This is a genomic window from Polynucleobacter sp. JS-Safj-400b-B2 (assembly GCF_018881975.1).
In the GTDB taxonomy this organism is placed as follows: Bacteria; Pseudomonadota; Gammaproteobacteria; order Burkholderiales; family Burkholderiaceae; genus Polynucleobacter.
The window spans coordinates 137,346-163,419 of record NZ_JACVPJ010000001.1 but is presented as its reverse complement, the minus strand read 5'-3'; the positions used below and the strand labels follow the sequence as shown (position 1 = coordinate 163,419).

The 26,074-nt window shown below is 45.3% G+C and carries 21 protein-coding genes, 1 tRNA gene and 1 pseudogene; 6 read left to right on the top strand and 17 right to left on the bottom strand.

Annotated features, from left to right (window positions below):
- Nucleotide 1: 1 nt before the first annotated feature.
- Complete coding sequence (locus ICN48_RS00830) at nucleotides 2-2,599, top strand: [protein-PII] uridylyltransferase (protein WP_216151861.1); 2,598 nt, start codon at nucleotides 2-4, stop codon at nucleotides 2,597-2,599.
- Here the strand turns inward: ICN48_RS00830 and ICN48_RS00825 are convergent.
- The 6 genes from ICN48_RS00825 to smc form a co-directional block, all read right to left on the bottom strand.
- Nucleotides 2,596-3,057 carry an NUDIX hydrolase gene (locus ICN48_RS00825; protein WP_216151860.1) on the bottom strand — a complete coding sequence of 154 codons (462 nt, stop codon included), beginning with the start codon at nucleotides 3,055-3,057 and terminating at the stop codon, nucleotides 2,596-2,598. The two genes, ICN48_RS00830 and ICN48_RS00825, sit on opposite strands and share 4 nt — an antisense overlap.
- Nucleotides 3,058-3,062: 5 nt before the next feature.
- Entirely contained in the window at nucleotides 3,063-4,283 is a 1,221-nt protein-coding gene (locus ICN48_RS00820; protein WP_255539396.1) for a multidrug effflux MFS transporter, read from the bottom strand.
- The gene (locus ICN48_RS00815) at nucleotides 4,273-5,931 is read right to left on the bottom strand and encodes an FAD/NAD(P)-binding protein (RefSeq protein WP_216151858.1); all 1,659 of its coding nucleotides are present in this window, start codon (nucleotides 5,929-5,931) and stop codon (nucleotides 4,273-4,275) included. Before ICN48_RS00815 ends, ICN48_RS00820 begins: the two co-directional genes overlap by 11 nt.
- A gap of 73 nt (nucleotides 5,932-6,004) precedes the next feature.
- On the bottom strand, nucleotides 6,005-8,020 hold the full coding sequence (gene ligA / locus ICN48_RS00810) for an NAD-dependent DNA ligase LigA (RefSeq protein ID WP_216151857.1): 2,016 nt from the start codon (nucleotides 8,018-8,020) through the stop codon (nucleotides 6,005-6,007).
- A gap of 9 nt (nucleotides 8,021-8,029) precedes the next feature.
- The gene (locus tag ICN48_RS00805) at nucleotides 8,030-9,082 is read right to left on the bottom strand and encodes a cell division protein ZipA C-terminal FtsZ-binding domain-containing protein (RefSeq protein WP_216151856.1); all 1,053 of its coding nucleotides are present in this window, start codon (nucleotides 9,080-9,082) and stop codon (nucleotides 8,030-8,032) included.
- 18 nt (nucleotides 9,083-9,100) lie between these two features.
- A complete protein-coding gene (gene smc / locus ICN48_RS00800; RefSeq protein WP_216151855.1) occupies nucleotides 9,101-12,622 on the bottom strand; it encodes a chromosome segregation protein SMC in 3,522 nt (1,173 codons plus the stop codon).
- A 174-nt stretch (nucleotides 12,623-12,796) separates the two neighbouring features.
- Here smc and dapD point away from each other — a divergent pair, with 174 nt between their 5' ends.
- Genes dapD through prmB form a run of 3 tightly spaced genes read left to right on the top strand, consistent with a single transcriptional unit; the run spans nucleotide 12,797 to nucleotide 15,726 of the window.
- Complete coding sequence (gene dapD, locus ICN48_RS00795; RefSeq protein WP_216151854.1) at nucleotides 12,797-13,624, top strand: 2,3,4,5-tetrahydropyridine-2,6-dicarboxylate N-succinyltransferase; 828 nt, start codon at nucleotides 12,797-12,799, stop codon at nucleotides 13,622-13,624.
- 8 nt (nucleotides 13,625-13,632) lie between these two features.
- A complete protein-coding gene (gene dapE, locus ICN48_RS00790; protein WP_216151853.1) occupies nucleotides 13,633-14,784 on the top strand; it encodes a succinyl-diaminopimelate desuccinylase in 1,152 nt (383 codons plus the stop codon).
- 45 nt (nucleotides 14,785-14,829) lie between these two features.
- Nucleotides 14,830-15,726, top strand: a complete 897-nt coding sequence (prmB, locus tag ICN48_RS00785; protein ID WP_216151852.1) for a 50S ribosomal protein L3 N(5)-glutamine methyltransferase — start codon at nucleotides 14,830-14,832, stop codon at nucleotides 15,724-15,726.
- A gap of 11 nt (nucleotides 15,727-15,737) precedes the next feature.
- Here the strand turns inward: prmB and radA are convergent, their stop codons facing one another.
- The 3 genes from radA to ICN48_RS00770 are packed head-to-tail and all read right to left on the bottom strand — an operon-like array spanning nucleotide 15,738 to nucleotide 19,588.
- Nucleotides 15,738-17,102 carry a DNA repair protein RadA gene (gene radA, locus ICN48_RS00780; protein ID WP_216151851.1) on the bottom strand — a complete coding sequence of 455 codons (1,365 nt, stop codon included), beginning with the start codon at nucleotides 17,100-17,102 and terminating at the stop codon, nucleotides 15,738-15,740.
- A gap of 36 nt (nucleotides 17,103-17,138) precedes the next feature.
- Complete coding sequence (locus ICN48_RS00775; RefSeq protein ID WP_216151850.1) at nucleotides 17,139-17,648, bottom strand: hypothetical protein; 510 nt, start codon at nucleotides 17,646-17,648, stop codon at nucleotides 17,139-17,141.
- Entirely contained in the window at nucleotides 17,645-19,588 is a 1,944-nt protein-coding gene (locus tag ICN48_RS00770) for a potassium transporter Kup (protein WP_216151849.1), read from the bottom strand. Before ICN48_RS00770 ends, ICN48_RS00775 begins: the two co-directional genes overlap by 4 nt.
- Before the next feature lie 155 nt (nucleotides 19,589-19,743).
- Here ICN48_RS00770 and ICN48_RS00765 point away from each other — a divergent pair.
- Nucleotides 19,744-19,820: transfer RNA gene (locus ICN48_RS00765), tRNA-Met, on the top strand.
- Here ICN48_RS00765 and ICN48_RS14050 read toward each other — a convergent pair.
- A complete protein-coding gene (locus ICN48_RS14050) occupies nucleotides 19,777-20,952 on the bottom strand; it encodes a recombinase family protein (protein ID WP_370624121.1) in 1,176 nt (391 codons plus the stop codon). The two genes, ICN48_RS00765 and ICN48_RS14050, sit on opposite strands and share 44 nt — an antisense overlap.
- Here ICN48_RS14050 and ICN48_RS00755 point away from each other — a divergent pair.
- Entirely contained in the window at nucleotides 20,908-21,108 is a 201-nt protein-coding gene (locus ICN48_RS00755) for a hypothetical protein (RefSeq protein ID WP_216151848.1), read from the top strand. The two genes, ICN48_RS14050 and ICN48_RS00755, sit on opposite strands and share 45 nt — an antisense overlap.
- 12 nt (nucleotides 21,109-21,120) lie before the next feature.
- Here ICN48_RS00755 and ICN48_RS14045 read toward each other — a convergent pair.
- The 7 genes and pseudogenes from ICN48_RS14045 to ICN48_RS00720 form a co-directional block, all read right to left on the bottom strand.
- Nucleotides 21,121-21,489, bottom strand: a pseudogene (locus ICN48_RS14045) (recombinase family protein); the annotation flags it as partial.
- Nucleotides 21,490-21,521: 32 nt separating this feature from the next.
- Entirely contained in the window at nucleotides 21,522-21,836 is a 315-nt protein-coding gene (locus ICN48_RS00745; RefSeq protein ID WP_216151847.1) for a hypothetical protein, read from the bottom strand.
- A 57-nt stretch (nucleotides 21,837-21,893) separates the two neighbouring features.
- Nucleotides 21,894-23,387, bottom strand: a complete 1,494-nt coding sequence (locus ICN48_RS00740) for a DUF5906 domain-containing protein (RefSeq protein ID WP_216151846.1) — start codon at nucleotides 23,385-23,387, stop codon at nucleotides 21,894-21,896.
- Complete coding sequence (locus tag ICN48_RS00735) at nucleotides 23,384-24,028, bottom strand: DUF3854 domain-containing protein (protein ID WP_216151845.1); 645 nt, start codon at nucleotides 24,026-24,028, stop codon at nucleotides 23,384-23,386. The genes ICN48_RS00740 and ICN48_RS00735 overlap by 4 nt, the downstream gene beginning before the upstream one ends.
- 205 nt (nucleotides 24,029-24,233) lie before the next feature.
- The gene (locus ICN48_RS00730; RefSeq protein WP_216151844.1) at nucleotides 24,234-24,386 is read right to left on the bottom strand and encodes a hypothetical protein; all 153 of its coding nucleotides are present in this window, start codon (nucleotides 24,384-24,386) and stop codon (nucleotides 24,234-24,236) included.
- Between the two features lie 303 nt (nucleotides 24,387-24,689).
- Nucleotides 24,690-25,481 carry a hypothetical protein gene (locus tag ICN48_RS00725; RefSeq protein ID WP_216151843.1) on the bottom strand — a complete coding sequence of 264 codons (792 nt, stop codon included), beginning with the start codon at nucleotides 25,479-25,481 and terminating at the stop codon, nucleotides 24,690-24,692.
- A 152-nt stretch (nucleotides 25,482-25,633) separates the two neighbouring features.
- Nucleotides 25,634-26,068 carry a hypothetical protein gene (locus tag ICN48_RS00720; protein WP_216151842.1) on the bottom strand — a complete coding sequence of 145 codons (435 nt, stop codon included), beginning with the start codon at nucleotides 26,066-26,068 and terminating at the stop codon, nucleotides 25,634-25,636.
- Nucleotides 26,069-26,074: the final 6 nt, after the last annotated feature.

Sequence of the window (26,074 nt, the reverse complement as noted above, 5' to 3'; positions counted from 1 at the left end):
GATGAGTAAGCCTCAGGAAGCCGGCAACATTGTTGATGCAGCTAGCCTGCGTGCCGCTCGAGAAATTGCATATGCAGAATTTAAAAAAACGCAGTCGGTAGGCAAACTCACAAAGCAACTTACTAAACTGAGCGATCAACTCCTCAGCCATTTATGGAATAGCTGCGGCTTAAATAGTGAGGCCGCATTAGTAGCGGTTGGTGGCTTTGGTAGAGGCGCTTTATTTCCATATTCTGATATTGATATATTAATTCTGCTGCCAGCTGATGAGAGAAGGGCTAGGGCCTTATCAAAGCAAGTCGAGCAATTTGTTGCAAGCTGCTGGGATACAGGATTAGAAATTGGTTCATCAGTCAGAAATATTGCTGAATGCATGTCAGAATCCGAGCAGGATATTACTGTACGCACCTCCCTATTAGAGGCGCGACTGATTTGCGGCAAAAAGCAACTCTTCAATGACTTCGCTAAAGCTTTTGAATCTGCCATGGATCCAAAAGCTTTCTTTCAAGCCAAGCAAGCTGAACAAATTCAACGTCATTACAAATATCAGAACACTCCCTACTCTTTAGAGCCTAATTGCAAAGAAAGTCCTGGCGGCTTAAGGGATATACAGGTGATTTCTTGGGTAAGTAAAGCAGCGTTATTGGGTAACACTTTTAAGGATCTTAATGAAGCTGGCCTTATCACACAGCGTGAACTAACAGAACTTAATCGCAATCAACGCTTCCTAGAAACCTTGCGTGCTAACTTGCATTTGCTTGCAGGACGCAGACAAGATGTCCTCGCTTTTGACTTACAGACAGCACTGGCAGCATCAATGGGAATTACAGAGGAATCCTCTCGTCAAGCGAGTGAAGCCATTATGCGTCGCTACTACTGGGCGGCTAAGGCAGTTACACAGCTAAATGATGTGCTCCTACAAAATATTGAAGCCTTACTCTTTCCACAGGAGTCTAAGACGATTCTTGCTATTCCGGGTGAAGGTAACGAACATTTTATTGAGCGCCAAGGGGTATTGGATATTACCGATCCCCAACTCTTTCAGAATCATCCAGAGCAGATCCTAAGAACTTTCCTTGTATTTGCTCAAGCATCAAATGTAAAGAGTCTGTCAGCAACTATTTTTAGAGCTCTGTATAACGCCCGCACCAAGATGGATAGCAAGTGGCGTGCTGACCCAATTAATAGGGCGCTCTTTATCGAGCTTTTGAAGCAACCCGAAGGTGTAAGCCGCGCCTTCCATCTCATGAATCGTAGCAGCGTTTTAGGTCGCTACCTGCCAGCCTTTCGCAAGATTGTTGGGCAGATGCAGCATGACTTATTTCACGTGTACACCGTTGATCAACATATCTTGATGGTGTTGCGTAATGTACGTCGCTTCATGGTTGTAGAGCATACCCATGAATTTCCCTTCTGCAGCAGCCTCATTGCTCACTTTGAGAAACCTTGGTTACTGGTCATTGCCGCGCTCTTCCACGATATTGCCAAAGGACGTGGTGGTGATCACTCGCAATTGGGCAGAGCTGATATGCGCAAGTTCGCCAAGGATCATGGCTTAGATAAAAAAGATACTGAGCTATTAGTTTGGTTAGTCGCTGAGCACCTCAATATGAGTCAGACAGCTCAGAAGCAAGATATCACCGACCCTGATGTCGTGAAGGCATTTGCCAAAAAGGTAGGTGATGAGCGTCACCTCACTGCACTCTATCTATTAACTGTGGCTGACGTACGCGGCACTAGCCCTAAAGTTTGGAATGCCTGGAAAGGCAAACTCTTAGAAGATCTTTATCGCGCAACACTCAGAGTATTGGGCGGAGCTAAACCAGACGCTTCATCAGAATTGGCACAACACCAAGAAGAGTCCAAGGCTAAATTACGCCTATATGGTATTAATGATGAATCATATGAGGATCTATGGAAGCAACTAGATGTAGCTTTCTTCTTAAGACAGGACTCATCGGATATTGCCTGGCTTACACGCCATCTATATAACAAGGTAAATAGCGATCAACCTATTGTGAGGGCAAGACTGTCCCCTATTGGCGAAGGCTTGCAAGTTGCTGTTTATGTTAAAGACCAAGAAGATCTGTTTGCCAGAATATGTGCCTACTTTGAAAGGCATGGCTTCTCCATTTGGGATGCTCGCATTCATACGACACGTCATGGTTATGCCCTTGATACGTTCCAAATCTCTGGTAGTAACCTGGTGGATGAGGGCGGTAGCTATCGTGACATTATTCAATTGGTAGAGTTTGAATTAACAGAGGCTCTAACGAATGTAGAGCCTCTACCCAATCCAAGTATGGGTCGCCTCTCAAGACAATCTCGCACATTCCCAATTCAGCCGCGCGTTCACATGGTTCCGGATGATCGGGGCAGATATTACACACTGGCATTATCAGCAAGTGACCGTACCGGACTGCTCTACACCATCTCTAGAGTGTTGGCGAAACATCAAGTATCCATTCATACCGCCAGAATCAATACCCTGGGAGAGCGAGTGGAAGATATCCTGCTCTTGGACGCCGCAAACTTGGGAAAAAACCCTAAGCTACAGATTCAGCTGGAGACAGAATTGCTTGAGGCATTAGGGGCTTAAGGCAATTTTGCTAAAGCTCGCTGTATGCGAATGCTTTCGATATCCTTAAAAGCAACCCACCTACATTCAATATCTTCTTTAGGTTGCTCTTGTCGCAGGACTCGTAACTGATAAAGTAAATCTATGTGCAAATGAGCGCCCTCACCCTTTTTGGGATTCTCAGGAATCTCGTGAATATCAATATCAAGAGGCTCTTGATTATCGGGGTCTATTTCGCAAACGTAACCAGTTTCTTCATAAACCTCTCTAATTGCAGTCTCAATCGGCGAATCACCCTCATCAATGTGCCCGCCCGGCTGAAACCAACGCTTGATATACGGATGAAAAATTAGTAGAACCTTGCCATCCCTGATGACTAAGCCACTAGCGGTAATATGTCCCTCGTGATTTTTCCTTGAACAAGGATTATCAGAATTCAAAATCGTTTTAATACGAAAATTTTTTTCAAGCTTGAACATGTTATTTATTTAATCAAGGGATTAAAGCCAATAATTTGTTTGCCAATCTTATGCCACCCGTCCCAAATACAAAGCAGAACAATTCCAGTAGCTGCGGCTAGCATTATTAGTGACGTAGAGCTCCAGGTCACATCTCCGATAGAAGAAAGGATATACCCGCAAACGGCGCCAAAGAACATCTCAATTGAGTAGAAAAGGCCTGAAATGAGCCCTATATTATTTTTAAAGGGTCTAGTAACGCCAGCTTGAGCGGCAGGAAAAATAATACCAATACCGAATAATGCAAAAAAGACAAATATCAGCTGAACACGAAGGAACTTAATCTCAAGCGTAGCTAATGTATAGACAATTAAAGTAGCGATAAAAATAATAGCTCCAGCCAAAAAAACTAGGCGCCTTAAATTTAAGCTCGCCAATTTCCAGCGAATAAAAATTGTCCCAAGAATGAAGCCGCTAATAGTTGCCGAAAAAATATAGCTATATTCAATAGGTGTCGCTTGGTAAATATCTTGAATTAGCACTGGCGATGAAGAAAGAAACGCAAAATAGACCGTCCAGGCAAGACTAATTGCAAGGGTATAAAACACAAATTCTCGGTGCCCCAGTAGGCGACAGTAGTGGGAAATAACTGACCTGACCCAAAAAGATTCCCTATCCCCACGATTCACAAGACTCTCTCTCATAAAAGCACACAAAAAAATAAATACCAAGAAAGATATAGATGTCAATGCAAGAAATATTGATCGCCAGTCAAAGTAATTTGCGATGTAAGCCCCTAGGACTGGTCCAAAAATTGGAGAAATCACCATTCCCGTAGCCAAGTAACTCAATACCCTAACCTGGGATTCCTGGTCATATACATCTCTAACAATAACCCTTGCAATTAGCGTGCCACAACCCCCTCCGAGCGCCTGAAAAAAACGAAAAGTAGTTAATTGCTCAATCGTTGAAGCAAAATAACATCCAATACTTGAAACACAAAAAATCGATAAGACAACGATACAAATAATTCGACGGCCATATATATCGGCCAACATGCCCGCAAGCAGCAGACTTAGAGAATAACCAAGCATGTATGAAGTTAATGTATTTGTGATATCCGAGCTTATTGCACCTAGTTGTGAGCCCATGGCAGGCATTACTGGAAGATAGATATCTGTAGCAATCATTGGCAAAATTACTAAGGCCATAAGAATTGGTATTAGAAATTTGCTTTTATGAGGCATATAAAGACTCGTCTTGAGTTTGCTTGTATATTTCCTTCTGGTCTTGTCGCAACCCAAGTGACTCAACTATATGTCTAGCAACATTTTTTGCCCTCATGGAAACCATATCTAGCGAACTTACGAAATAGTAAGTTCCAGAAGTTAGCTGTCCTATTGCATAAAAATAATTAAGACTCCGATGACTTGCGCTTTTGACAATTGAAGTCTCATAATCCAACATAATTCCACCATGTGGATTTTTGATAATTGCCCCTGATTTAAGCAAGTTTTTTATCAGCGGCATCTCTGTGCTACCACCAATATCCTTAGCCGGACCCGTTGCATTAATTATCCAATCGCAATCAACTTCGATACTTGATTGAGATTCTCCAGATTCCCCAACGAAGGCTGTGAACCTATTTCTCCCAGAAGCATGAATCACCCTTAAGTATGGGTGATGCGTAAGAATTCCCGCCTGAAATAATGAATGTAGCTTGAGCGCAGTATGCATTGGCAGAGGGACTCTTTTGGCGGCCCATAATCTATGAAATTTATTCATAAATAGCTCTTTATCTGAGCTGGATAGCGCGTTCCAATAATCACCAATAACGGCATCGGTTTTGATTGCTAAGTTTTGCCAAGAAGAAAAATCCCTGCCCCCATCTAATAAAGACTGGATCCAACGGCTATATTCAATATTTGAGGGGCTAAAGAATGTATTCCAAGCAATTCCCGCCCGTAAAAACTCCTTCCTTGCTAGCCTCAATACCTGACGCACAGATATCCCTTTGTTGTTTTTACTCTTTAAAATCTCAAGATTATCTAAAGTCAAATACTTCAAAGCATATTTTCTCTGCTGACACCTTGCCAATGGAAAATTTGAGTCTCTTGTAAAGAAATTGATTGGCCCTTGATGACCATGGTTGGCCAGTACAACTGCGATATCAGCTGCAGTAAGCTGGCCACCAATGATGCCAACGCTAGCCGTCCTTTTTATAAGCTTTAAATAATTGTTTACTGGATAAGGGTTGTTGACATATTGGCTTTTACCAACCAACCTAAAGATGTCCTGCGGGGAGTTATTACCTGTGCATAAAATTGCACAATTAAATTCTGTGGACTTCCCTCCAGAGGCTATTACATTGAATTTATTATCACTTAGCACCGCAATATCGACCACCTCTACATTAACTAATATGACTTCAACACCTAACTCCTCAAGGGCAAGGATTGCGTCTTCTAAACGACTTTTTAGATACATACCAAAGAATTGACGAGAGATATAGCCGTATGGAGCCACCCCCGATCGAGACATAACATGATCGCTACTGATCCCGCATCCACCCTTAAGGGTCCACTCCCAAAAATCCTCTGCATGATGAGCAAAAATTGATGTTGTTGAACTTGTCATATTCATCAACAACTCATTGCTATCACACTGATATGCATAGCCTGGACCGAAACCAAAACTTTTCTCAAATATAGTTATTTGGAATTTTTTATTGAAATTAGAAGGGAGATACTCCAGCAATCCAAATAGCGTCGCAACAGCTGCAGCACCAGAACCAATAATTGCAATGCGAAAGATTGTCTGAGTCTCGGAAGAAACTGTGTCATCACTTGATCCATCGTGATGATTTAGAGATTTTTCTGTAAACTTACTACTCATGTTCCCCTTTCAAAGCTTCGAGCTTATCTAGGGGATGGAAAAATGACTACCTGATATTTCTGTAGGAAATAGACTACTTCAGTAAATCCAGCATACTCGCTTCATCAATTACTGGCACGCCCAATTCTTCCGCTTTGGTGAGTTTGCTACCGGCATCTGTACCGGCAACCACATAGTCTGTTTTCTTAGAAACTGATCCAGCTACTTTTGCACCCGCTTTTTCAAGCAGGTCTTTTGCTTCATCTCTTGTCATCGTCGGGAAAGTACCAGTAAGTACAAAAGTTTTACCCGCTACGGCAGCACTAATGACTTTTTCTTCTACGGCAAGTTGCATTCCGGAGGCTAGGAGTTGCTCGATGACCTCTCGGTTATGCACTTCTTGCATAAAGCTTGTGATGGAGTCTGCAACAACTGGGCCCACATCTTTTACTGTGAGCAGATCTTCCATGCCTGCATCCATTAAGGCATGCATCGACTGGTAATGATTTGCTAAATCCTTGGCGGTGGTCTCGCCCACATGACGAATCCCTAGGGCAAAAATAAATCTAGCTAAGGTAGTATTTCTGGATTGGTTAATGGCCTGAATGAGATTGTCTGCAGACTTCTCACCCATGCGCTCTAGATTAGCTAGTGCTGTGAAACCCAATCTATAGAGATCGGCCGGAGTTCTAACAAGGTTGTGATCCACCAATTGATCAACGATCTTCTCGCCTAGGCCTTCAATATCCAATGCTCTTCTATGGGCAAAGTGTATTAAGGCCTGCTTGCGCTGCGCGCCACAGAATAATCCGCCACTACAGCGTGCCACCGCCTCATCCGCCAAACGCTCGATATGCGAATCGCATACTGGACAGTTCGTTGGCATTAGAAATTCTGCTGCATCGGCTGGGCGTCGATCCTTAATCACAGATACAACCTCTGGAATGACATCGCCCGCCCTACGCACTGATACGGTATCGCCAATGCGCACGTCCTTGCGTTTGACTTCATCTTCATTGTGTAAGGTTGCATTGGTAACAGTTACACCGCCAACCTCTACTGGAGCAAGTCGTGCCACTGGAGTAATTGCCCCTGTACGACCTACTTGCACATCAATACCTAAAACAGTTGTAAGCGCTTCTTGCGCTGGGTACTTATGGGCGAGTGCAAATCTAGGGGCTCTTGAAACAAATCCTAACTTGGCTTGCTCGGCAAAAGAATTAACTTTGTAGACCACGCCATCAATGTCATAAGGCAGTGAGTCCCGTTTAACACCAATCTCATTATAAAAAGCCAGAATCTCTTCTACAGAATGCAAGACCTTGCGCTCTGAGCATACCGGTAAACCCAGCTCTGCATAAGCGTTGAGTAATTCTTCATGGGTTTGAGGCAACCAAGATTGAGGCTCTAGCGCACCTAAGCCATAAGCAAAGAAAGAAAGTGGCCGTTTAGCAGTGATTTTCGAGTCTAGTTGACGGAGACTGCCTGCTGCAGCATTGCGAGGATTGGCAAATTCTTTCTCGCCTAACTCTGCAGCCTGTCTATTCATTTTCTCAAAGTCTTTGAGATACATAAAGACTTCGCCACGCACCTCTAAAACACTCGGAATATTTTTTCCAGTGAGCTTGAGAGGAATAGCACGGATCGTTTTAATGTTGGCCGTGACATCTTCACCGCTAGCGCCGTCGCCACGAGTGGCAGCAGTTACGAGCAAGCCATTTTCATAACGAAGGGAAATCGCTAGGCCATCGAACTTCAATTCACCTGCATAGGTCACTTGATCAACATGGAGAGCCTCTCTGCAACGACGATCAAAAGCAATTAGTTCCACATCTTCAAACGCATTATTTAAAGAAAGCATTGGAAATGCGTGAGTAACCGAATCAAACTCTTTTAAAGCCGTACCACCTACGCGCTGAGATAAGGATTCTGGCGTAATCCATTCGGGGTGAGCAGCTTCAATATCGATTAACTCCCGATAAAGGCGGTCATATTCAATATCAGGAAGAAGCGGATTATCCAAAACGTAATAAGCGTGCTCCAGACGAGCAAGCTCTGCTTGCAAGAATGCGTAACGCTCCGCTAAATTTGTCGGACTAGTGGACGACAAAGTGATTTCCTAGCTAAATAGTCTGCTAGCTGTAGAAGATCCAGCAGGAACGCCAGATTTCTCAAGATTGGCATAGAGAATATCGAGGTGCTGGCGAATACTAATTACAGCAGCTTCACTCAGATTGATGTTGTTGTCATCTACTAAGCGACCGTGAGCAGCTTGTGCGATCTCAATACCTTCAGCAAGCATTCTTTCAAATGCACGCTCTTCTTGTGGCACTAAGGGAACTTCAAGCAATAGGGTAGCTTGGCTTACTGATCTATTTGGATCTAAATCAGCACTACTAAAAAGTACTAAACCTTTGCTGAGGTATTCGTAGTGGCGTCCGTTACGCGCTAGTTTAAAACCACGTTGACGCATGAGGGCGTCAAAGTTACCCCAAGGACATGGCTCATCAAACAGTACATTAATACTCAATTGAATGTCACTTTCTGCTGCCATGACATCCAATTCTTTAGCGCCATCTAACATCGTACTCACGCTCGGCATATCAATTTGCGAACCCAAGGTTTCTGCAAGCGCTTGTGCGCGAGAGCAAAAGTCAGATAACTCTAGAACGCCAATAGGACCTTTACGGCTGGCCAACTGAATAGCCAACTGTAGATCAGAATACGTCGAGTCAGAATGTAACTCTTCCCAGTCTTCAGCAACGTCTAGGTTGGCATTTAAGCCTTCACACATCCAGCGGGCAGTCGATTGAGCCTCAAGATCAGTCCAAGCATTAATTTCTGCCAGGATTTCTGCACCACTAATGCCCTCATCAAAACGAAGTGTGATGACACAATCAATCCGAGGATCAATGGCAAACTTTTCTGGCGCCGTTATTGTTGTGATCGCTTCACCGAAACTGGGTTCGGTACGACCTGTATTACCATCTGCAAAACCCTGAGCAAAACTCGGCTCTTTTCCAAAGCGATCATCCAAAGAATATTCACTTTGCTCTTTTGCTTTACGGCGAGCACGAGCGTACTTAATATTCAGAATAGCGACTGCTATCAGAATCAATAGGCCAATAACAGCCAGCGCCAATTGCAAATCAGACAATCCTAACATCGTCATGATTTGTTCTACGTACACTTAGGCAGCCTCCACCATTGAAACGGCAGAAGAAATATCCACCGCAACAATACGGGATACGCCCTGCTCTTGCATCGTGACACCAATCAATTGATGTGCGATTTCCATAGTGATCTTGTTATGTGAAATAAACAAAAACTGTGTCTTATCAGACATTTTGGCAACTAGCTGGGCATAACGCAAGGTATTTGCATCATCCAAGGGAGCGTCAACCTCATCCAATAAGCAGAATGGGGCTGGGTTCAACAGGAAGAGCGAGAACACCAAGGCAATTGCAGTTAAAGCCTTTTCACCACCAGACAGGAGATAAATAGAGCTGTTTTTCTTACCAGGAGGCTGAGCCATTACCTGAACGCCAGAGTCCAAAATCTCCTCACCAGTCATTACCAATTCAGCATGACCGCCACCGAACAATTCAGGGAAGAGTTTTCCAAAGTGACTATTAACCTGATCAAAAGTACCCTGCAATAGATCACGAGTTTCCGCATCGATCTTCGCAATTGCATCCGTCAGAGTCTGCATCGCTTCGTTCAAGTCAGCTGATTGCGCATCCAAGAACTGCTTACGCTCACGAGAGCTTGATAGCTCATCCAAAGCAGCCATATTGACTGGACCTAAAGACTGAATTTCGGTATTCAAGCGATTGACTTCACTCTGGAGCGCACCAACTTTCAAATCCGCACTGAAGTTCGCCTCAAGCGCAATGAGATCTGCCTCTGCATCAGACAGCAATGTGGCAAATTGTTCAAAGTTCAAACGAGCCGCTTGTTCACGTAATTGCAGATCAACGACTTTGTCACGCATAGGCTGGAGGCTACGCTCTACCTGCATACGTGACTCATCCGCTTCGCGCAACTGATGCAATAAAGCATCTTGCTCGGTACGCGCATTTGCTAAAGCAGCTTCACGTGCGCTACGAGCAAGTAATAATCCTTGTAACTTGTCTTGAGCTTCTTCGTCACTCAAAGTTTCTAATTCTTGAGCAGCGGCATCATGCTTATCCTGAATCTCCATGATCTGAGTACGAGCAGTACTTTGATCACGCTGTAGATCGGCAATACGCTGCTGCAAGGACCGAGTTGCAAATGCAGCCTCTTGAGCAGACATCTCAGCCGCACGAAGCGACTCACGCAAACGATCGCGCTCTTCAGTAGAACGCTCTAACTTTTCTTGTGCTACCTGCAAGGCTTCTTGCAAGGCTTGCTTAGATTCTTCAGACTCAAGTAACTCGGTAGCAGATTGCTCTTGAGTTTGAGCCAATTGCTCCATTTGCTGGCGCAACTCGCTTAACTCACCCTGAATCTGTGCTGCTCGTTGACTGTATTGCTCTTCAGCTTGAGTCAACTGCATTCTTTCCACTTCAAAACCATGCGCCTCTTGAACGGCATGCTCTGCATTTTCACGAGCTTGCTCGGCAGCTTGATGTGCCGCTTGATAATTTGCAACACACTGATCTAGCTCGCCTTTGAGTTCACTTTGCATGAGTTGTTGTGCACGCAATTGCTTTTCGAGACTTTCCATCTCTTGAGCGCGAGCCAACATACCGGCTTGCTCAGAATCAGCCGCATATAGCTGCACACCAACACGGCTTACTAGGTGACCTTGTTGAGTAACAAATGCGCCACCAGCGGGTAATTTTTCACGGCGATGTAAAGCATCTTCAAGGCTGCTAGCAATATAGATATTGTCCAGCCACTCCTGCAAAACGGCTGTGAGCCTTGCAACACCCGCACTTTGCACGCGGCTCAACAATGGTGTGAAGTCGGCTGGAGCAGAAGTATGTGCCGGAGTGATTTCCTCTGTAAGCAAAATAGCTAAACGACTTGGAGGTGCATCATTAGCCAAGGCCAATGTCTCTTGCACACTCTTTGCGGTCACCGCAGCCAAACGCTCGCGCAGTACTGATTCCAGCGCAGTTTCCCAGCCACTCTCTACTTTGAGTTCTTGCCAGAGGCGCTTACTCTCTTTAAGACCCTTACTCTCTAACCAAGGACCAATCTTGCCTTGGGCTTGTACGCTTGCTTGCAAGGCGGTCAATGCCGTCAATTTGGCTTCAGTTTGAGCAAGATCTTGATTTGCTACTTGAATTTGTTGTTGCGCAGTATTGCGAGCTTCATCAGCAGCAGGAACGCGCTGTTGGGTTTCAGAAGCGCGCTGCTTAGCTTCCTCAACCTTACGGGTAGCCATTACTTGACGATCAATTGCCGTCTGCAATGCTTCAGCATCAGGGCGACGTAAGCCATCAAATTCACCAGTTAGACGAGTCTCGCGCCCCTTCAATTCATCTGACTGAGCAGACATTGAGCGAAGACGCTCACCCAAACTTGCTAAGCGTTGCTCAATTGAAGCTAATGCATCACGTGCGCCATTTAACTCACGTGAGGCAATTTGATAAGTCTCTTCACGACTTGGCATTTGCTCTTGCAAACCATTTAAATCTGACAAGAGTGTTTGTTCTTTTTCAGAAGCCAAAGACAACTCATGCTCAGTAGTACGCTGCGCTTGTGCTGCATCCGTTTCTTGCACAGTCCAACGTTGTAGCTGAGCTTGTAAGTCTTGGGTTTGTTGTTGCAAACGTTGACGTGCTTCTTGCACATAATGAATCTGCGCTTCAACCTGACTAACGTCAGAATTAGTTTGATACAAGTCGCCTTGCGCTTGTGAAACTTTATCTTGTAATGCGTACTGTTGTGTACGCATTGTTTCTAGCTCCGCCTCGGCATGACGGAGCTTGGCGGTCTGTTCTTCTAAACCAACTTGTGTGTCACGGATACCATTCGCATGACGCTCTTGTTCTTTACCAGCCTCAGTCTGACGCACAAACCACAATAGTTGCTGCTGTGATTTCATCTGCGCAGAAAGTTCTGCGTGCCGCTCAGCTACAGTAGCTTGTTTTTCCAAACGGGTTAACTGTTGATCGAGTTCGCGCAAGATATCTTCAACGCGAGTTAAATTTTCTACAGTGTCCTCTAAGCGTGAAGCAGTTTCTTTGCGACGCTCTTTATATTTTGAAACGCCGGCAGCCTCCTCCAAGAATACGCGCAACTCTTCTGGTTTTGATTCCAAAATTCGGTTGATCGTACCTTGACCAATAATGGCGTAACCCCTTGGACCCATACCAGTACCCAAGAAAATATCTTGAATGTCCTTACGACGAACTACTTGGTTATTCACGTAGTAGCTAGAATTTCCATCACGTGTCAAAACACGTTTAATACCTAATTCTGTAAAAGCACCCCACTGACCTTGAGCACGACCTTCAGTGTTATCAAAAATGAGCTCAACACTTGCTCGGCCAGATGGTTTACGTAAACCAGAGCCATTAAAAATAACGTCCTGCATAGATTCGCCACGCAATTCGCTAGCGCGGGATTCACCCAAAACCCAACGTACGGCGTCAATAATATTCGACTTTCCGCAACCGTTAGGACCCACAACGCCAATAAGCTGGCCAGGCATTTCAAAATGGGTTGGGTCTACGAAAGACTTAAAGCCGGAAAGTTTGATGGATTTCAGTTGCACGGCGTACTTTGCAGGGGAAAAAGAGGTTCAAATAAAGGGGTAAAGATTAAAGCTAAAGTGGGAAGATGATAGCAAGCTCTTGCCTGCTTGGACGCGTTTTCCCCCCATCTATATAATGATAAATCCACCTTCAGGGACAAAATCCCTTAACAATCTGATAGTTAACTAAAAAGCATGAGCCAATCACCACAAAACATCATTGAACAAGCCTGGGAAAACCGCGCAAACCTGTCTCCAGATAGCGCCCCTGGGGATGTCCGTAATGCCGTAAATGCCGTTTTAGAAGGCCTTAATGCCGGCACCATTCGTGTGGCAGAGCGCCGCGATGTTGGCAAGTGGGAAGTAAATCAATGGGTTAAGAAGGCCGTTCTGCTCTCTTTCCGCCTAGAAGACAATAAACCAATGGGCGCTGGGGGATATACCCAGTTCTACGATAAGGTTCCTAGTAAGTTTGAGAACTACACAGAAGCGGACTTTGCCGCCGGTGGTTTCCGCGTGGTACCCCCTGCAGTAGCTCGCCGCGGCTCATTTATCGGCAAAAACGCTGTTTTAATGCCTTCTTACGTGAATATTGGCGCTTACGTAGGTGAAGGCACAATGGTCGACACTTGGGCAACTGTAGGCTCTTGTGCCCAGATCGGCAAAAACGTACATCTTTCCGGCGGTGTTGGTATTGGCGGCGTTTTGGAGCCAATCCAAGCCGGCCCAGTCATTATTGAAGATAACTGCTTCATTGGTGCGCGCTCCGAGGTAGTTGAAGGCGTAGTTATCGAAGAAAACGCTGTTTTATCTATGGGCGTCTACATTGGTCAGAGCACCAAGATCTACGACCGCGAAACTGGTGAAGTGCACTATGGTCGCGTTCCGGCTGGCTCAGTCGTTGTGCCAGGCTCCCTTCCCTCCGCATGCGGCAAGTACAGTCTGTATGCAGCAATCATCGTTAAAAAAGTTGATGCTCAAACTAGAGCAAAGACTGCCATCAACGAATTACTTCGCGACTAATTAAATCCATGAGCGCCACACTTGAGCTTACAGAAGCTCTCATCTCCTGCCATTCCGTAACACCGGCTGATGGTGGCTGCCAAGATTTAATCACAAAAAGATTGCAGGCGATTGGTTTTCATACTGAGAGTGTGGTGAGCGGTCCTGAAAGTTTTCAGGTCACTAACTTGTGGGCAATTAAAAAAGGTCAGGCTGGGGACCAAGGCAAAGTCTTGGTCTTTGCAGGCCATACCGATGTGGTGCCTACAGGCCCACTGGAGAAATGGACTAACAATCCCTTTACCCCAACTATTCGTGACGGCATGCTCTATGGGCGTGGCGCAGCGGATATGAAAACTTCCCTTGCAGGTTTTGTTGTTGCTACAGAAGAATTTGTCACTGCACACCCAGATCATGAAGGCTCTATTGCCTTCTTAATCACTAGTGACGAAGAAGGCCCCGCTAATGATGGCACTTTCATCATGTGTGAGCGCTTGCAAAAACAGGGGCAGCGTTTGGATTATTGTGTGATTGGCGAACCAACTTCAGTTGATCAACTTGGTGACATGATCAAGAATGGTCGCCGTGGTTCTTTATCCGGCAAGCTAAAAGTAAAAGGTATTCAGGCGCACATTGCCTATCCCCACTTAGGCAAGAATCCCATTCATCTGTCTGCACCAGCAATTTCTGCATTAGTAGAAACTGAGTGGGATAAAGGCAATGAATATTTCCAGCCTACCAGTTTTCAGATATCCAATGTACATGCGGGTACAGGTGCAAATAACGTCATACCCGGCGAACTGGTTATCGACTTTAATTTCCGCTTCTCCACAGAGAGTAAGCCAGAGCAATTGCGTGAGCGTCTAGAAAAGATTCTGAAAGACGTGGGTCTGGATTTTGAGATTGATTGGGTATTGGGCGGCAGTCCATTCATCACTGGTGACGGCGATTTGGCTGGAGCATTACGCAAAGCCATCAAAGCAGAAACCAATATTGATACAGAACTGTCCACTACTGGCGGCACAAGTGATGGTCGCTTTATCGCTAAGATTTGCAAAGAGGTGGTGGAATTTGGCCCCCTCAATGCTACTAGCCACAAAATCGACGAGTGCGTCATTGTTGATGATGTGGTGCCCCTTAAAAATATCTACCGCAAGACACTCGAGCAATTAATTGCTTAAGCACTGCTTCGTCGCGCGCCCTTTCCCTTAAAAAAATTCTCCATCATGGACCCTGAGTCTCAGCAACACCTTACGGTAAATCAGTGCATCGATCAGATCGCACAAAAACTTGAAGCAGCAAAGTTGCATTACGGCCACGGGGCAATTGATGCAAAAAGCGAAGCCTTGTGGATTATCAGCAAACAACTCGACCTTAGCCCAGCAGAAGCTCTAGATCATTTGGATGATGCAATCACCAAAGAGCAACAGCAAAAAGCATCAGCTATCGCTGACACCAGAATCTCTACACGCAAACCACTTGCTTACATCTTGGGTGAAGCCTGGCTCATGGGCGTACCTTTTTTCAGCAGTGAGCAAAGTATTGTTCCACGTTCTTGGATTGCAGAACTCATTGTTGATGGCTCGCTAGAGCCCTGGTTGCCTGCCGATGGCAAAGCGCTTGATCTTTGCACGGGCAATGGTTCACTGGCAGCCCTATTGGCTTTATCATGCCCAGATATTCATGTGAGTGCCTGCGATATCAGTATGCCCGCACTCTCGGTAGCGGCACGTAACGTCGACCGTCACAGCCTAGGTTCTCAAATCGATTTGTTAAATGGAGATCTCTGGGATGCTTTGCCAGAACCCAATGAAGATAACCTCTTCGATCTCATTATTTGCAATCCACCTTATGTCAATGCCGCCTCAATGAATGCGCTTCCCGCGGAATATCATGCCGAACCAGAATTAGCTTTAGCTGGTGGAGAAGATGGCATGGATTTAATCAGGCGCATTATTGCTTCAGCGTCCGATTACTTATCTGAGCGCGGAGCCCTTCTGCTTGAGATTGGCAATGAATATGAGAACTTCAAAAAAGCTTTCCCACAAATTCCGGCAATCTGGATGGAAGTCTCTGCTGGGGAAGAGCAAGTCTTACTGATTCAAGCAGAAGATTTGCGCTAAGCAAAGAAGAGTTAACTTAACTCTGCAGCAGCGGCAATTGCCTGATCAATACGCTCAACTGGAATTACCTTTAATCCTGGAATCTTGATCTTCGGCATATTCGCTTTGGGGATGATGGCCACAGTGAAACCTAACTTCGCCGCCTCTTTCAAGCGCTCCTGACCGCGTGGGCAGGGACGAATCTCACCCGCCAAGCCAACTTCACCAAAGACAATCAACTCTTTTGGTAATGCGCGATTGCGAATCGAAGACTGAATAGCCAGAAGAACGGCTAAGTCAGCGGCCGGCTCAGAAATCTTAACGCCACCTACCGCATTTAAGAAAACATCTTGATCAAAACAGGCAATACCGGCATGACGATGTAACACCGCCAAGAGCATTGCTAACCGAGCTTGCTCTAAGCCAACAGCTAAGCGGCGAGGATTAGGAACATGCGCTGTATCTACCAAAGCTTGAATCTCCACTAGCAGAGGTCTACTACCTTCTTGCGTTACCAATACGCAGGCACCTGGAACCATTTGCTCATGTTGCGATAAGAAAATAGCTGATGGGTTGGTAACGCCACGCAGACCTTTTTCGGTCATCGCAAAGACTCCCAACTCATTAACTGCGCCAAAACGATTCTTAATAGAGCGCACTAAGCGGAAAGAAGAGTGAGTATCACCCTCAAAATACAAGACTGTATCTACGATATGTTCAAGAACCCGAGGTCCAGCAAGGTGACCATCTTTCGTAACGTGACCCACCATTAGCACACAGATACCGCTTGATTTAGCAGCGCGAGTTAACTGGGCTGCACACTCTCGCACTTGGGCTACAGAGCCAGGAGCAGAACTCAATACTTCTGAATATAAAGTCTGTATAGAGTCCACCACCAATACTTGTGGCTTAACAGTATCCATAATAGAAATGAGTTTTTCCAACTGAATCTCTGCCAACACTTCAAGTTGCGGCGCATCCAATGCAATACGTTTTGCACGCAAAGCAATCTGCGCAGCGGATTCTTCACCACTGCTATAGAGCACATTCATACCAGCTGAGCTCATCTCCGCCAATGCTTGCAGTAACAAAGTGGATTTACCTATACCTGGATCACCGCCCAATAGGACTACACCACCTGGAACTAAGCCGCCTCCCAGTACGCGATCAAACTCCTCTACACCCGTACTAAATCTTGGCAGATCTTCAGCGCTGATAGCGGATAGCTTTTGTCTTGGCAATGATTGTGCCAAACCCTGAAAACGAGCGTTTTGTGTTGTCTCAGGCAAGCCCTCTTCCAAGGTATTCCAAGCCTGACATGATGGACATTGGCCCTGCCACTTAGCAGAGGTTCCACCACAAGACTGACAGATATAAATCGATTTGACTTTAGCCAAGGATTGCCTAAATAAGTAAAAATTAAATTGGAAAAATTAATCGAGCTGAGTGCCCGCTTTATTTTCTTGAGCTCGCTTAGGGGCATCCTTACGACGTTGCTCTAGATCGGCTGCTCTTGCTGCAGCATCTTTTTGCTTCTGATCAAACTCGCTCTGATTAGCGGCTCGTTCGGCAGCTTTTTCTGGAGAAGCACGCTCAGCCGCACGCTTAATATCCTCTTGATTCTTTAAGCTTTCACGAAGCTTGCGCTGAACTTCATGCAAAGCTACCTCTTGCTCGCGAATGGGATCGATTTCCTTGCGATAATCTGCGCGAGCATCCCTCAAGCAAGAGTTAACCCAATACTTCTGATAACACTCGGCAGATGCTTTACCCCAACGGTACTTAGACCATTCACGCTGAAGCTCCAACTCTTGCTCAATCTTATCTAATTGCTCTAGCTCTGCCTCTTCTGCAGGAGTGGCAAGTACAACGCCGCTCAATGCAGAAGCTAATAAAAATATTGAAATAAATATTTTCGATTGAAGCAGAAGGCTCTTTCTCAAATCTCGACCTTTGCACCCAACTCAACTAAGCGGTTTGCGGGAATCTTAAAGAAGTCGGATTGGCGTCCAGCATTTTGATACATCCAGCAGAATAATTTTTCGCGCCATATAACCATTCCTGGAATCTCAGTGGAAACAATAGTGTCACGGGACAAAAAGAATGAAGTGTTCATTGCATCAAATTTCAAATCGGAGGATTTTTCAATCAACTCAATAATTTGACCCATGTCCGGTGTTTCATTAAAACCATAAACCGCACGCACTACGTAAATGCCATTTCCAAGATCACGCAAGGTAATGCGTTCACTATCTTTAACGTATGGCACATCCCAGATACTCACTTTTAGGAAAAAGACTCTCTCATGCAATACATGGTTGTGTTTCAAGTTATGCAGGAAAGAGACGGGCAAATAATCCACATGCGCCGTTAAGAAGACGGCCGTACCTTCTACCCGGTGCGGAGGATGAGTCATTAACGAATCGATAAAGCTCTTTAATTCAAAACCGTTATTGATTGCATTCTGTCGCAAAATCTTACGGCCCTGATACCAAGTTATTAAAAATAGGAAGCAAATTGCTCCAAGCAATAAAGGGAACCAGCCTCCTTCCATAATCTTTAAAAGATTAGCAGTTAAGAAAGCTAAATCCACTACCAAAAAGGCACTGATAACCAAAGTTACCAGGAGCGTATTCCAACGCCACACCACGCGCATCACAATAGCGGCCAAGAAGGTCGTTACGATCATGGTAGTTGTAACGGCGATACCGTATGCAGCCGCTAAATTTTCAGATTTCTTAAAAGCTAAGACCACGGCGATTACTAGAATCAAAAGAGCCCAATTCACCAAAGGCATATAGATCTGACCAATTTCTCTATCAGAGGTGTGGCGCACTTTCATGCGGGGCAAAAATCCCAGCAAAATTGCTTGGCTGGTCATTGAAAAAGCACCGGAGATGACAGCCTGAGAGGCGATCACTGTTGCCATGGTGGCTAAAATTACTAATGGGAATACCCATACTTCTGGCACCATTAAGAAAAAAGGATTAGAGATCGTCTCTGGATTATTCAAGAACATCGCACCCTGCCCAAAGTAATTCAACAACAGACAAGGCATAACAATAAAAAACCAGCCCATACGAATAGGCTTGAGGCCAAAGTGACCCATATCAGCATACAAAGCTTCAGCGCCTGTTAAGACCAAAAATACCGCCCCCAGAACAATAAAGCCTTGTAATGAGTGCTCCACTAAAAAGCGAATAGCAAATAGCGGGTTAATAGCGGCAAAAATAGCTGGATTCTGAATAACTTGATGTAAGCCCATTAATCCAATAGCTACAAACCAGAGCATCATGATTGGTCCAAAAAGCTTTCCAACTAGATCAGTTCCTGTCTTCTGAATAAAAAAGAGGATTACTAATATAAAAATTGTGATTGGTATGACATATCGAGTGAGATCAGGGGAGATCACCTCTAGACCCTCAACCGCCGAGAGTACTGAAATCGCTGGCGTAATAATTGCATCGCCATAGAACATGCATGCTCCAAACACGCCAGCCATAACGATGAGTAGTGAGCGCTTTGAATTTGCAGGCGCCGTTCTTAAAGCCAGTGCCATGAGAGCCAAAATACCGCCCTCACCATGGTTGTTTGCACGCATAACGAATAAGACGTACTTTAGCGAAACCACAATCGCGAAAGCCCAAAATACCATCGAGATCACACCATATACAGCGTCAGTCGAAAATGGAATGCCGTGGTCAGGACTAAAACATTCTTTAAGCGCGTACAGAGGGCTCGTACCAATATCGCCAAACACCACACCGATAGCGGCAAACATGAGGGATATGGAGGCGCCCTTCTTATGAGGGTGATCCTCTCGGGAAATTTCCACGGGCCTAAGTAAGGACGATTCTGAAAACTCGGGATTGCTAACTGACATTAATAAACCTCAGAATGATGTTGCGTGGCAATATGTTACTCCTTAAAGGTAACCACTAAATCGAGAATTTCTACGATAAAACGCGTTATTAATGCGTTATTTACAGGAATGCCTCGACAGAGACCCTCAAAAAATGGTAGAATTTCAGCTTCAGACGCGGGGTGGAGCAGTCTGGCAGCTCGTCGGGCTCATAACCCGAAGGTCGTAGGTTCAAATCCTGCCCCCGCAACCATCAATACTTTAAGTTTTTCCACCTCTTCGGAGGTGTTAAGACTTAAGCTTTTAGTCCAATCTACGTTAAGCACGGCTTCTAGGCCGTGTTTCTCTGGTCTTAAATGAATATCCCCTAATAATTCTTTCAAAATGGTCCTAGAGTGTTCTAGATTTGATCCTAGGACTGTTTCTATGCCATCGATTGCCGTCCGGTAGCGCTCTAGCGCCTTTGGCAGCAGGTCAGCCATGCGCCCAATAGTCCTTTCGTCCATTAAAGAGGCAGTATTTAGACGCTCTTGCGCCCTCAATTTTTGAGCTTCGGCACTCTCTAACACCTCTTTAGTCGATGCCGTCACAATTCCGGCCTTAATGGCGCTCAATATATTGTCAATTTCGCGCTGCGAGCTTGCTACTAAGCGCTCAGCAGTCTTAACATCGCCTTGAAACTCTTTAGCCCTACTCATCAACTCATTTTTTACCTCAATTGCAAACTGCTCACACGCCTGTGGCGTTAATAGCTCTTGGCGCAGAACGTCTAATAAGCGCTTTTCAACCTTGCGTCTTGGCAGCCGATAAAAGTTAGAACAAGCAGCATGACCGCCATTGATATTTTTGGCGCACGCATAGGAGGTCGTACTGTGCATCACAAAGTTGGCTCCACATTGAGCGCATTTGAGTAAGCCAGAAAACAGGTATTTAAATCCGCGCCCCGTTGAGCAACCAGAAGCACTTGCGCTCGCTGCGCGAAGTCCTAATTTCACCCTTTCGCCTTGCTCGCTACTTAAACGCAATTGACGCGCTTTGACCTTATCCCATAACTCAGAATTAATAATGCGCAGCTCTGGCATCTCCGTAATGACCCACTCACTTTCAGGTCGCTTGACGTAGGTGCGCTTACCCGTATCTGGATTTTTACGCCACTCGCGCCGATTCCAAATATAACGACCGCTATATAACCAGTTATTCAAAATGCCCGTACCTTCATCTTGATCACCGTAAATAGCCGATTGCAGCCACTTACCGCCGCGTGGCGATGGAATGCCCATTTCATTTAACTCTCTGGCAATGGCTCTAGGCGACTGGCCGCAAGCAAAACGCTCATAAATATGGTTAATGATTTTGGCTTGCTCTGGATCAATTTCACGGCGCACGGCAGTCACGACTGGGCGGCCATGTGCATCGATTTTGCGAGGATCTTCGATGGCGCGGTGCACATAACCATAACAGCGCCCTCCAGTATTGTTTCCACAAATGGCTTGGCCCGTCATGCCGCGATGGGTTTTCTCACGCAGATCATCAAGGTATAACTCGTTCATCAGGCCACGCATGGAGGCTTGGATTTTTTCACCTTTGGCCGAGCTATCGTAACCATCGCTCACGCCCACGATTCTTAAGCCTTGGTACTTAAAGCGGCGGATCACCTGCTTGGTTTCAATATCATCACGGCTCAGGCGCGATAAGTCATCCACTAACAAAATATCAAACTCGCCAGCTTGCGCCGCCTTGAGCATGGCGCAATACCCCGGACGGTCTTTAGACGCGCCACTAATGCCGCGATCTTCAAAGCGATGCGCTACGGCCCATTGATGCCGATTGGCATAGTTCGTGCAATTGCGCACTTGATCCTCAATTGAGGAATCTCTTTGTTTGTCGGTGGAAAACCGAGCGTAGGTAGCGATGCGAGTCATGATGTGAATACAAAATTTTGTGTTGTAGAGCTTTAGGTAAATGCATGAAAGTGTGATGCTTGAATGTATGGCGTTTTGTGCGCTTCGTACACAGGCGGATGAAGATAATCAAAGGCATTTCGCATTGCGGTGAGACGGTACAACCTGATTAACAGCGGCGGCATGAGAAGGTGAGCTTTGATAAGCATCCCACCCAAAAAGTCTTGCCGTGTTAACGCCGCTGAACTTTTGGCCAAGCTGGCCAAGTTTTCCAATAAATTTAACTTGGTGGTAAGCGGTAATACAGTAGCCAAACCTCCCCCTATAAGCAATTTAAAAATACCAGTCAGCTTGGCCAGCTTGTCCATATTGGGCGTAGATGTGAGTGCCCCCGACAATCCTTGGATAAGAGATATCAGCATGCCTTAGTACCGCTTGGTTAGCTTGTGCGGAATTTTGTCCGAAAGCTTGAGATCTTTAATCTGAGGCCATGCAATATCTGCATCCATGTATTTAGCGAAGCGTTCGCGGCATATATCTACACTTGGAAAAACCCAAACGCGTTCACGTTGCCCTTTGATCGAAGTGCGGTCTTCATGAATGCCAAGAATGAGCTTTAGTGTGTTGCTAAATTTGATTTGATCGCCACGCCTGCGCTCGCCAATCTCTCCGGCCTTTATCAAATAGGATTGATAGAAGGCCCCTTTAGGAACTTCACGAGCCCAGTCAATTCCATTGGCTCCCGCGCAGTTTGAAGCCTCCAAAAGGATTTCATAAATAAATCGTTGCATGGAATTGAATGACTCAACTTTTTGCTCAAATAGCGCCTTGGTTTTAGGAACATTGCGAAGCTCGAAGTCAGTGAGATCAAGTTTTAGCAGGTGGTGCGCCCAAGCCTCAAGACCGCCATGATCGATTTGCTTCTTAAGCTCTTTAAAATAAGCAAAATCTTCTTTACGCTTATCACTAACATCTAAGACCAAAAACCGCCGTGCACCATGACCAGCAGGAACCACCCAATCTGAGTTTGATGCCATCAAAAAGCGCGCATAGTTCGATACCTTGATTGCTTCCTTGCCTTTATGCTCAACAGTTAACTCCCGTTCGGTAATTAAGCCCTTGAGCGAGCTTTCAAACTGCTTATCTCCTGCCCAGAACGATTCATCTAAAAAGGCATATAAAACCCCCAATAGCAAACCATTAAAGCGGCCAAGAATTTGATTGGCTTGAATCACATGGACCGAATGAGGCGCAGTTAAACGCAAGATGGCGTTGCCAAAAATACCCTTGCCAACACCTTCAGCGCCCCGAAGGACCACTGCGATACCCGGCAGGTTTGATGGTTTTTGCAAAATGTCAGCAACCCACCTCTCTAGATAATCAAAGATGGGCTTATCGCCATTGCAAATTATTTCCAGGATGTGATTACGCAATAGCGAGCAATTGCCCTTTTGGGGAATAACTCCAAGACCTTGGTATAGGTTGTAATCGCCCTCCTGCGCACCGCTTGGCTCAAATACCACACGATCAAACTGCCGCCGCTCAGGATGATTAAGCCACGCATGGGCAGCAGTGGTAATCATGCCGCTGTGATCAAGTACATGGTAGTTTCTTAGCAATAAATTAAAATCTGCCTGTTTACGAAAGACCACCTCAACGCGCCCATCCTGGGTAGGAAGCTCTTGCAAGATCACCGCTTGGCTATCCAATGAAACCACAGCAAATGATCGATTTAAATCAGGCATAACCTGATCGATAGGCGGAATAATAGAAATGCGCTCAAGCGGCAAAGACTCGATATATGGCTTAATGTGGCGCAAGCTTGGGTCGCGGTGATGTAATTCGCGCAGCACATCATCTAGCGCTACTTTAGGAGAAGTGACTACGGTACTATTTTTAGTTGCAATAGATTGACTCATTTTGAACCTTTCGAGTGAGTGCTATTCATAAAATCATCAAAGCCAGTAATGATCTCTTCGGACATGCGTAGTCGATACACCTTGGCCTTGCGTGAGTTGAGCATTTGCGCCAAACGACGTTCGGCAGATTTAACGGCTGGCTTATCCGCAATATCAGAATCAAAAGCAATAACAACCTCACGGTCGTTAAAGTCAAACTCATCCCATTGGGGCAATGGAATACCGCCTTTTCGTGACCAACTATCGACTCCAGAAAGACCAATGCAAGGAAGGCCACGCTTGCAAGCAATCGCGCTTTTCTTCTCCCCTTCCGTGATATAGAGCCGGATTGAGGCATCCACCTTTACTTCGCCCCAATCAAAATCGCCTATCGTCGGCAAGTACAACTCTGGCGGCGTGCCCCGTGGTTGCAAATAGCGCAAAAAACTCTGCTTGCCGTTTCTCTCGATTAATTGGGGCACGGTAAAGCGCGTTCGCACCAGCCCCGAACCATTGTTGTACGGCATAGCAAGATTACCCTTTGCATCTTGATACCAACCCAGCTCAAGCGCATCTTGCTCTACTAGATCGCTATTGCCAAGATCATCACGAATGGCTTGGGATAGCTTAGGTCGCCTTAATTTAGGAGTGAGTGTTGTCATTTCTTGCTCCGATTCCGAATAAAGTGCTGTATGAACAACAATTCTTTAACTTGCTCCGTAGTAGGCCAGACCAATACTTCATTAGGATCATTAACATCCATGAAAATTTCCACGTGATCCCCTCCATAAGGGTGTGGATATTTCCTGCTGACTGTGGATTTGGGATAATTTGAAGGAGGTTTCCCAAAAATTAATTGCGTTCTTTTCATGTTTTTCTTTCGAATTGTGGGCTGCACGACGATAATTTGAGTGCGTCTGCGAGCCCAGTTTGTGAATTGCCTTCTTGCTGTCCAGAAATAAGCTGCTCTACTACATCGGCAGCGATCAGGCGGAGTAATTCTTGAAGCGCCGCGCTCATAACATGGCCTTCAAGCCCCACAAACAGACGCCCCCAAAACTCAACAACAAAACAATGATTTCCTTGGCGCAAAGCCATATCAATACAAAATAGGCATACGCTAGACATCCACTCAGAAGAGTCGATGGATCTGCAAATATGCAAATTTGCTGAATAGAGGAATGGTTACGTTTGCTCATAGCAACCGTATTTTGAACAAGATCGACCCAATCGGTCACGGACAAAACTATTTAAATTATTCTGTCCAAACTAGGGGATCAAACAATCAGAGCAACGAGAAATGCCCTGTTGAAATTGAAAGTATTAGGTTTTACAATAGACTAGCTTTCGAACGTGACCTAATGCCCTCGAAAATTTTTTACGAGAGCAATCATCGACATCTTGTTCGCCTTCATCAATTTCATCTTTAAAGATCTCATAGCCAAAATGGGCCTGCTTTAATTTGGCATCCGATCCGTGAACTTCAACGAACTCGTTGTAGCAATCCTGAACCCTTAATAGCTTTACTATATTGTCAATTACCTTGGGTGTAGAATTGCGATTCCTTGAGTAATATTCATCTTGGCTTCTTAGCTCTAGCAACTCTTTAATGTGGCGACCTAATGTATTTTTTTGTTCAACAGCTCCAGCCTTAGGATCAAATACAAAAAAATGATGCTCCAAGTCCGCCAATATCATGACTGCATCGCCAATGCGCTCCGCTAAGCTTTGGTTGGTAGCAGTGGCTTGGTAATCAATTATGAAGTTTCGAAGAAAGTATGGGATAGGCTTTTCACTATTGAGATCCTCAAAGTCTTCGGGATCAATGAGCTTTCCCACAAGAGGATCAAAGTAAAGTTGATCAAAGTTAATTCCCAAATCATCCCCCTGCCTTGAGGGATCAATGAACTCAGTAAGGCTAAAGCTATTTATAAACTCAATTTTCTCGGACTTGTGAACAAGCCATTCCTGGCGGTACGAGGACTGGCGCCGCAAACATTCCCAACGCCTTTGTTTGGGATTTAAACCCTCAATATATTGATAATCGCCTTCAAACCGCCAGTCCGGAACATTCCACTTTTTACGGTATTTCTTTAGTAAAGTTGCTTCATCCATTGTCACCCCCAATTGAGTTGGTCATTGGGATTAGTATATATTCACCAATCCAGCCCCTTATATGAAACGTTAGCTAGGTTAAATAGATCGCCAAATAACGGCTTTAAGGAACCTAAAAACTTGGCATTTCCCATACATCAACCAGCCAACCGCTAACGCGATCCTGCCAATGCGATTTCAACCTCTTCCTTAAGGTTGTACATAGATTTGCCTTTGCAATTTTTATCCCATACATTCCCATCATTACTAATCTTTCCTCGAATCATTACTGCTGGAGCTAAATCCATGCCACCAAATCCGTTTTGGGCGCGGTAAGCCATGCATACTAATGAGCCGTCCTCATTCACGCTGACGCGCTCCAACTGCATGGACGATGGATTTTTTAGGGAATTTTTGATTGTTTTTGCCAAGATAACTCCTTGGTAATAGCGCATCTCAGCCAACTGCTTTTCCGCATCGGCTGGAGTTGCATTTTTAATTGCCTCCGTCTTCTGTCCTGACTTACCATCACCGCCCAATCCCGCAATCAAAGGTAGCACAATTCCAGTTGCCACCAGCCCACCAACCACCCATTTCCATGTCTTCATATACAC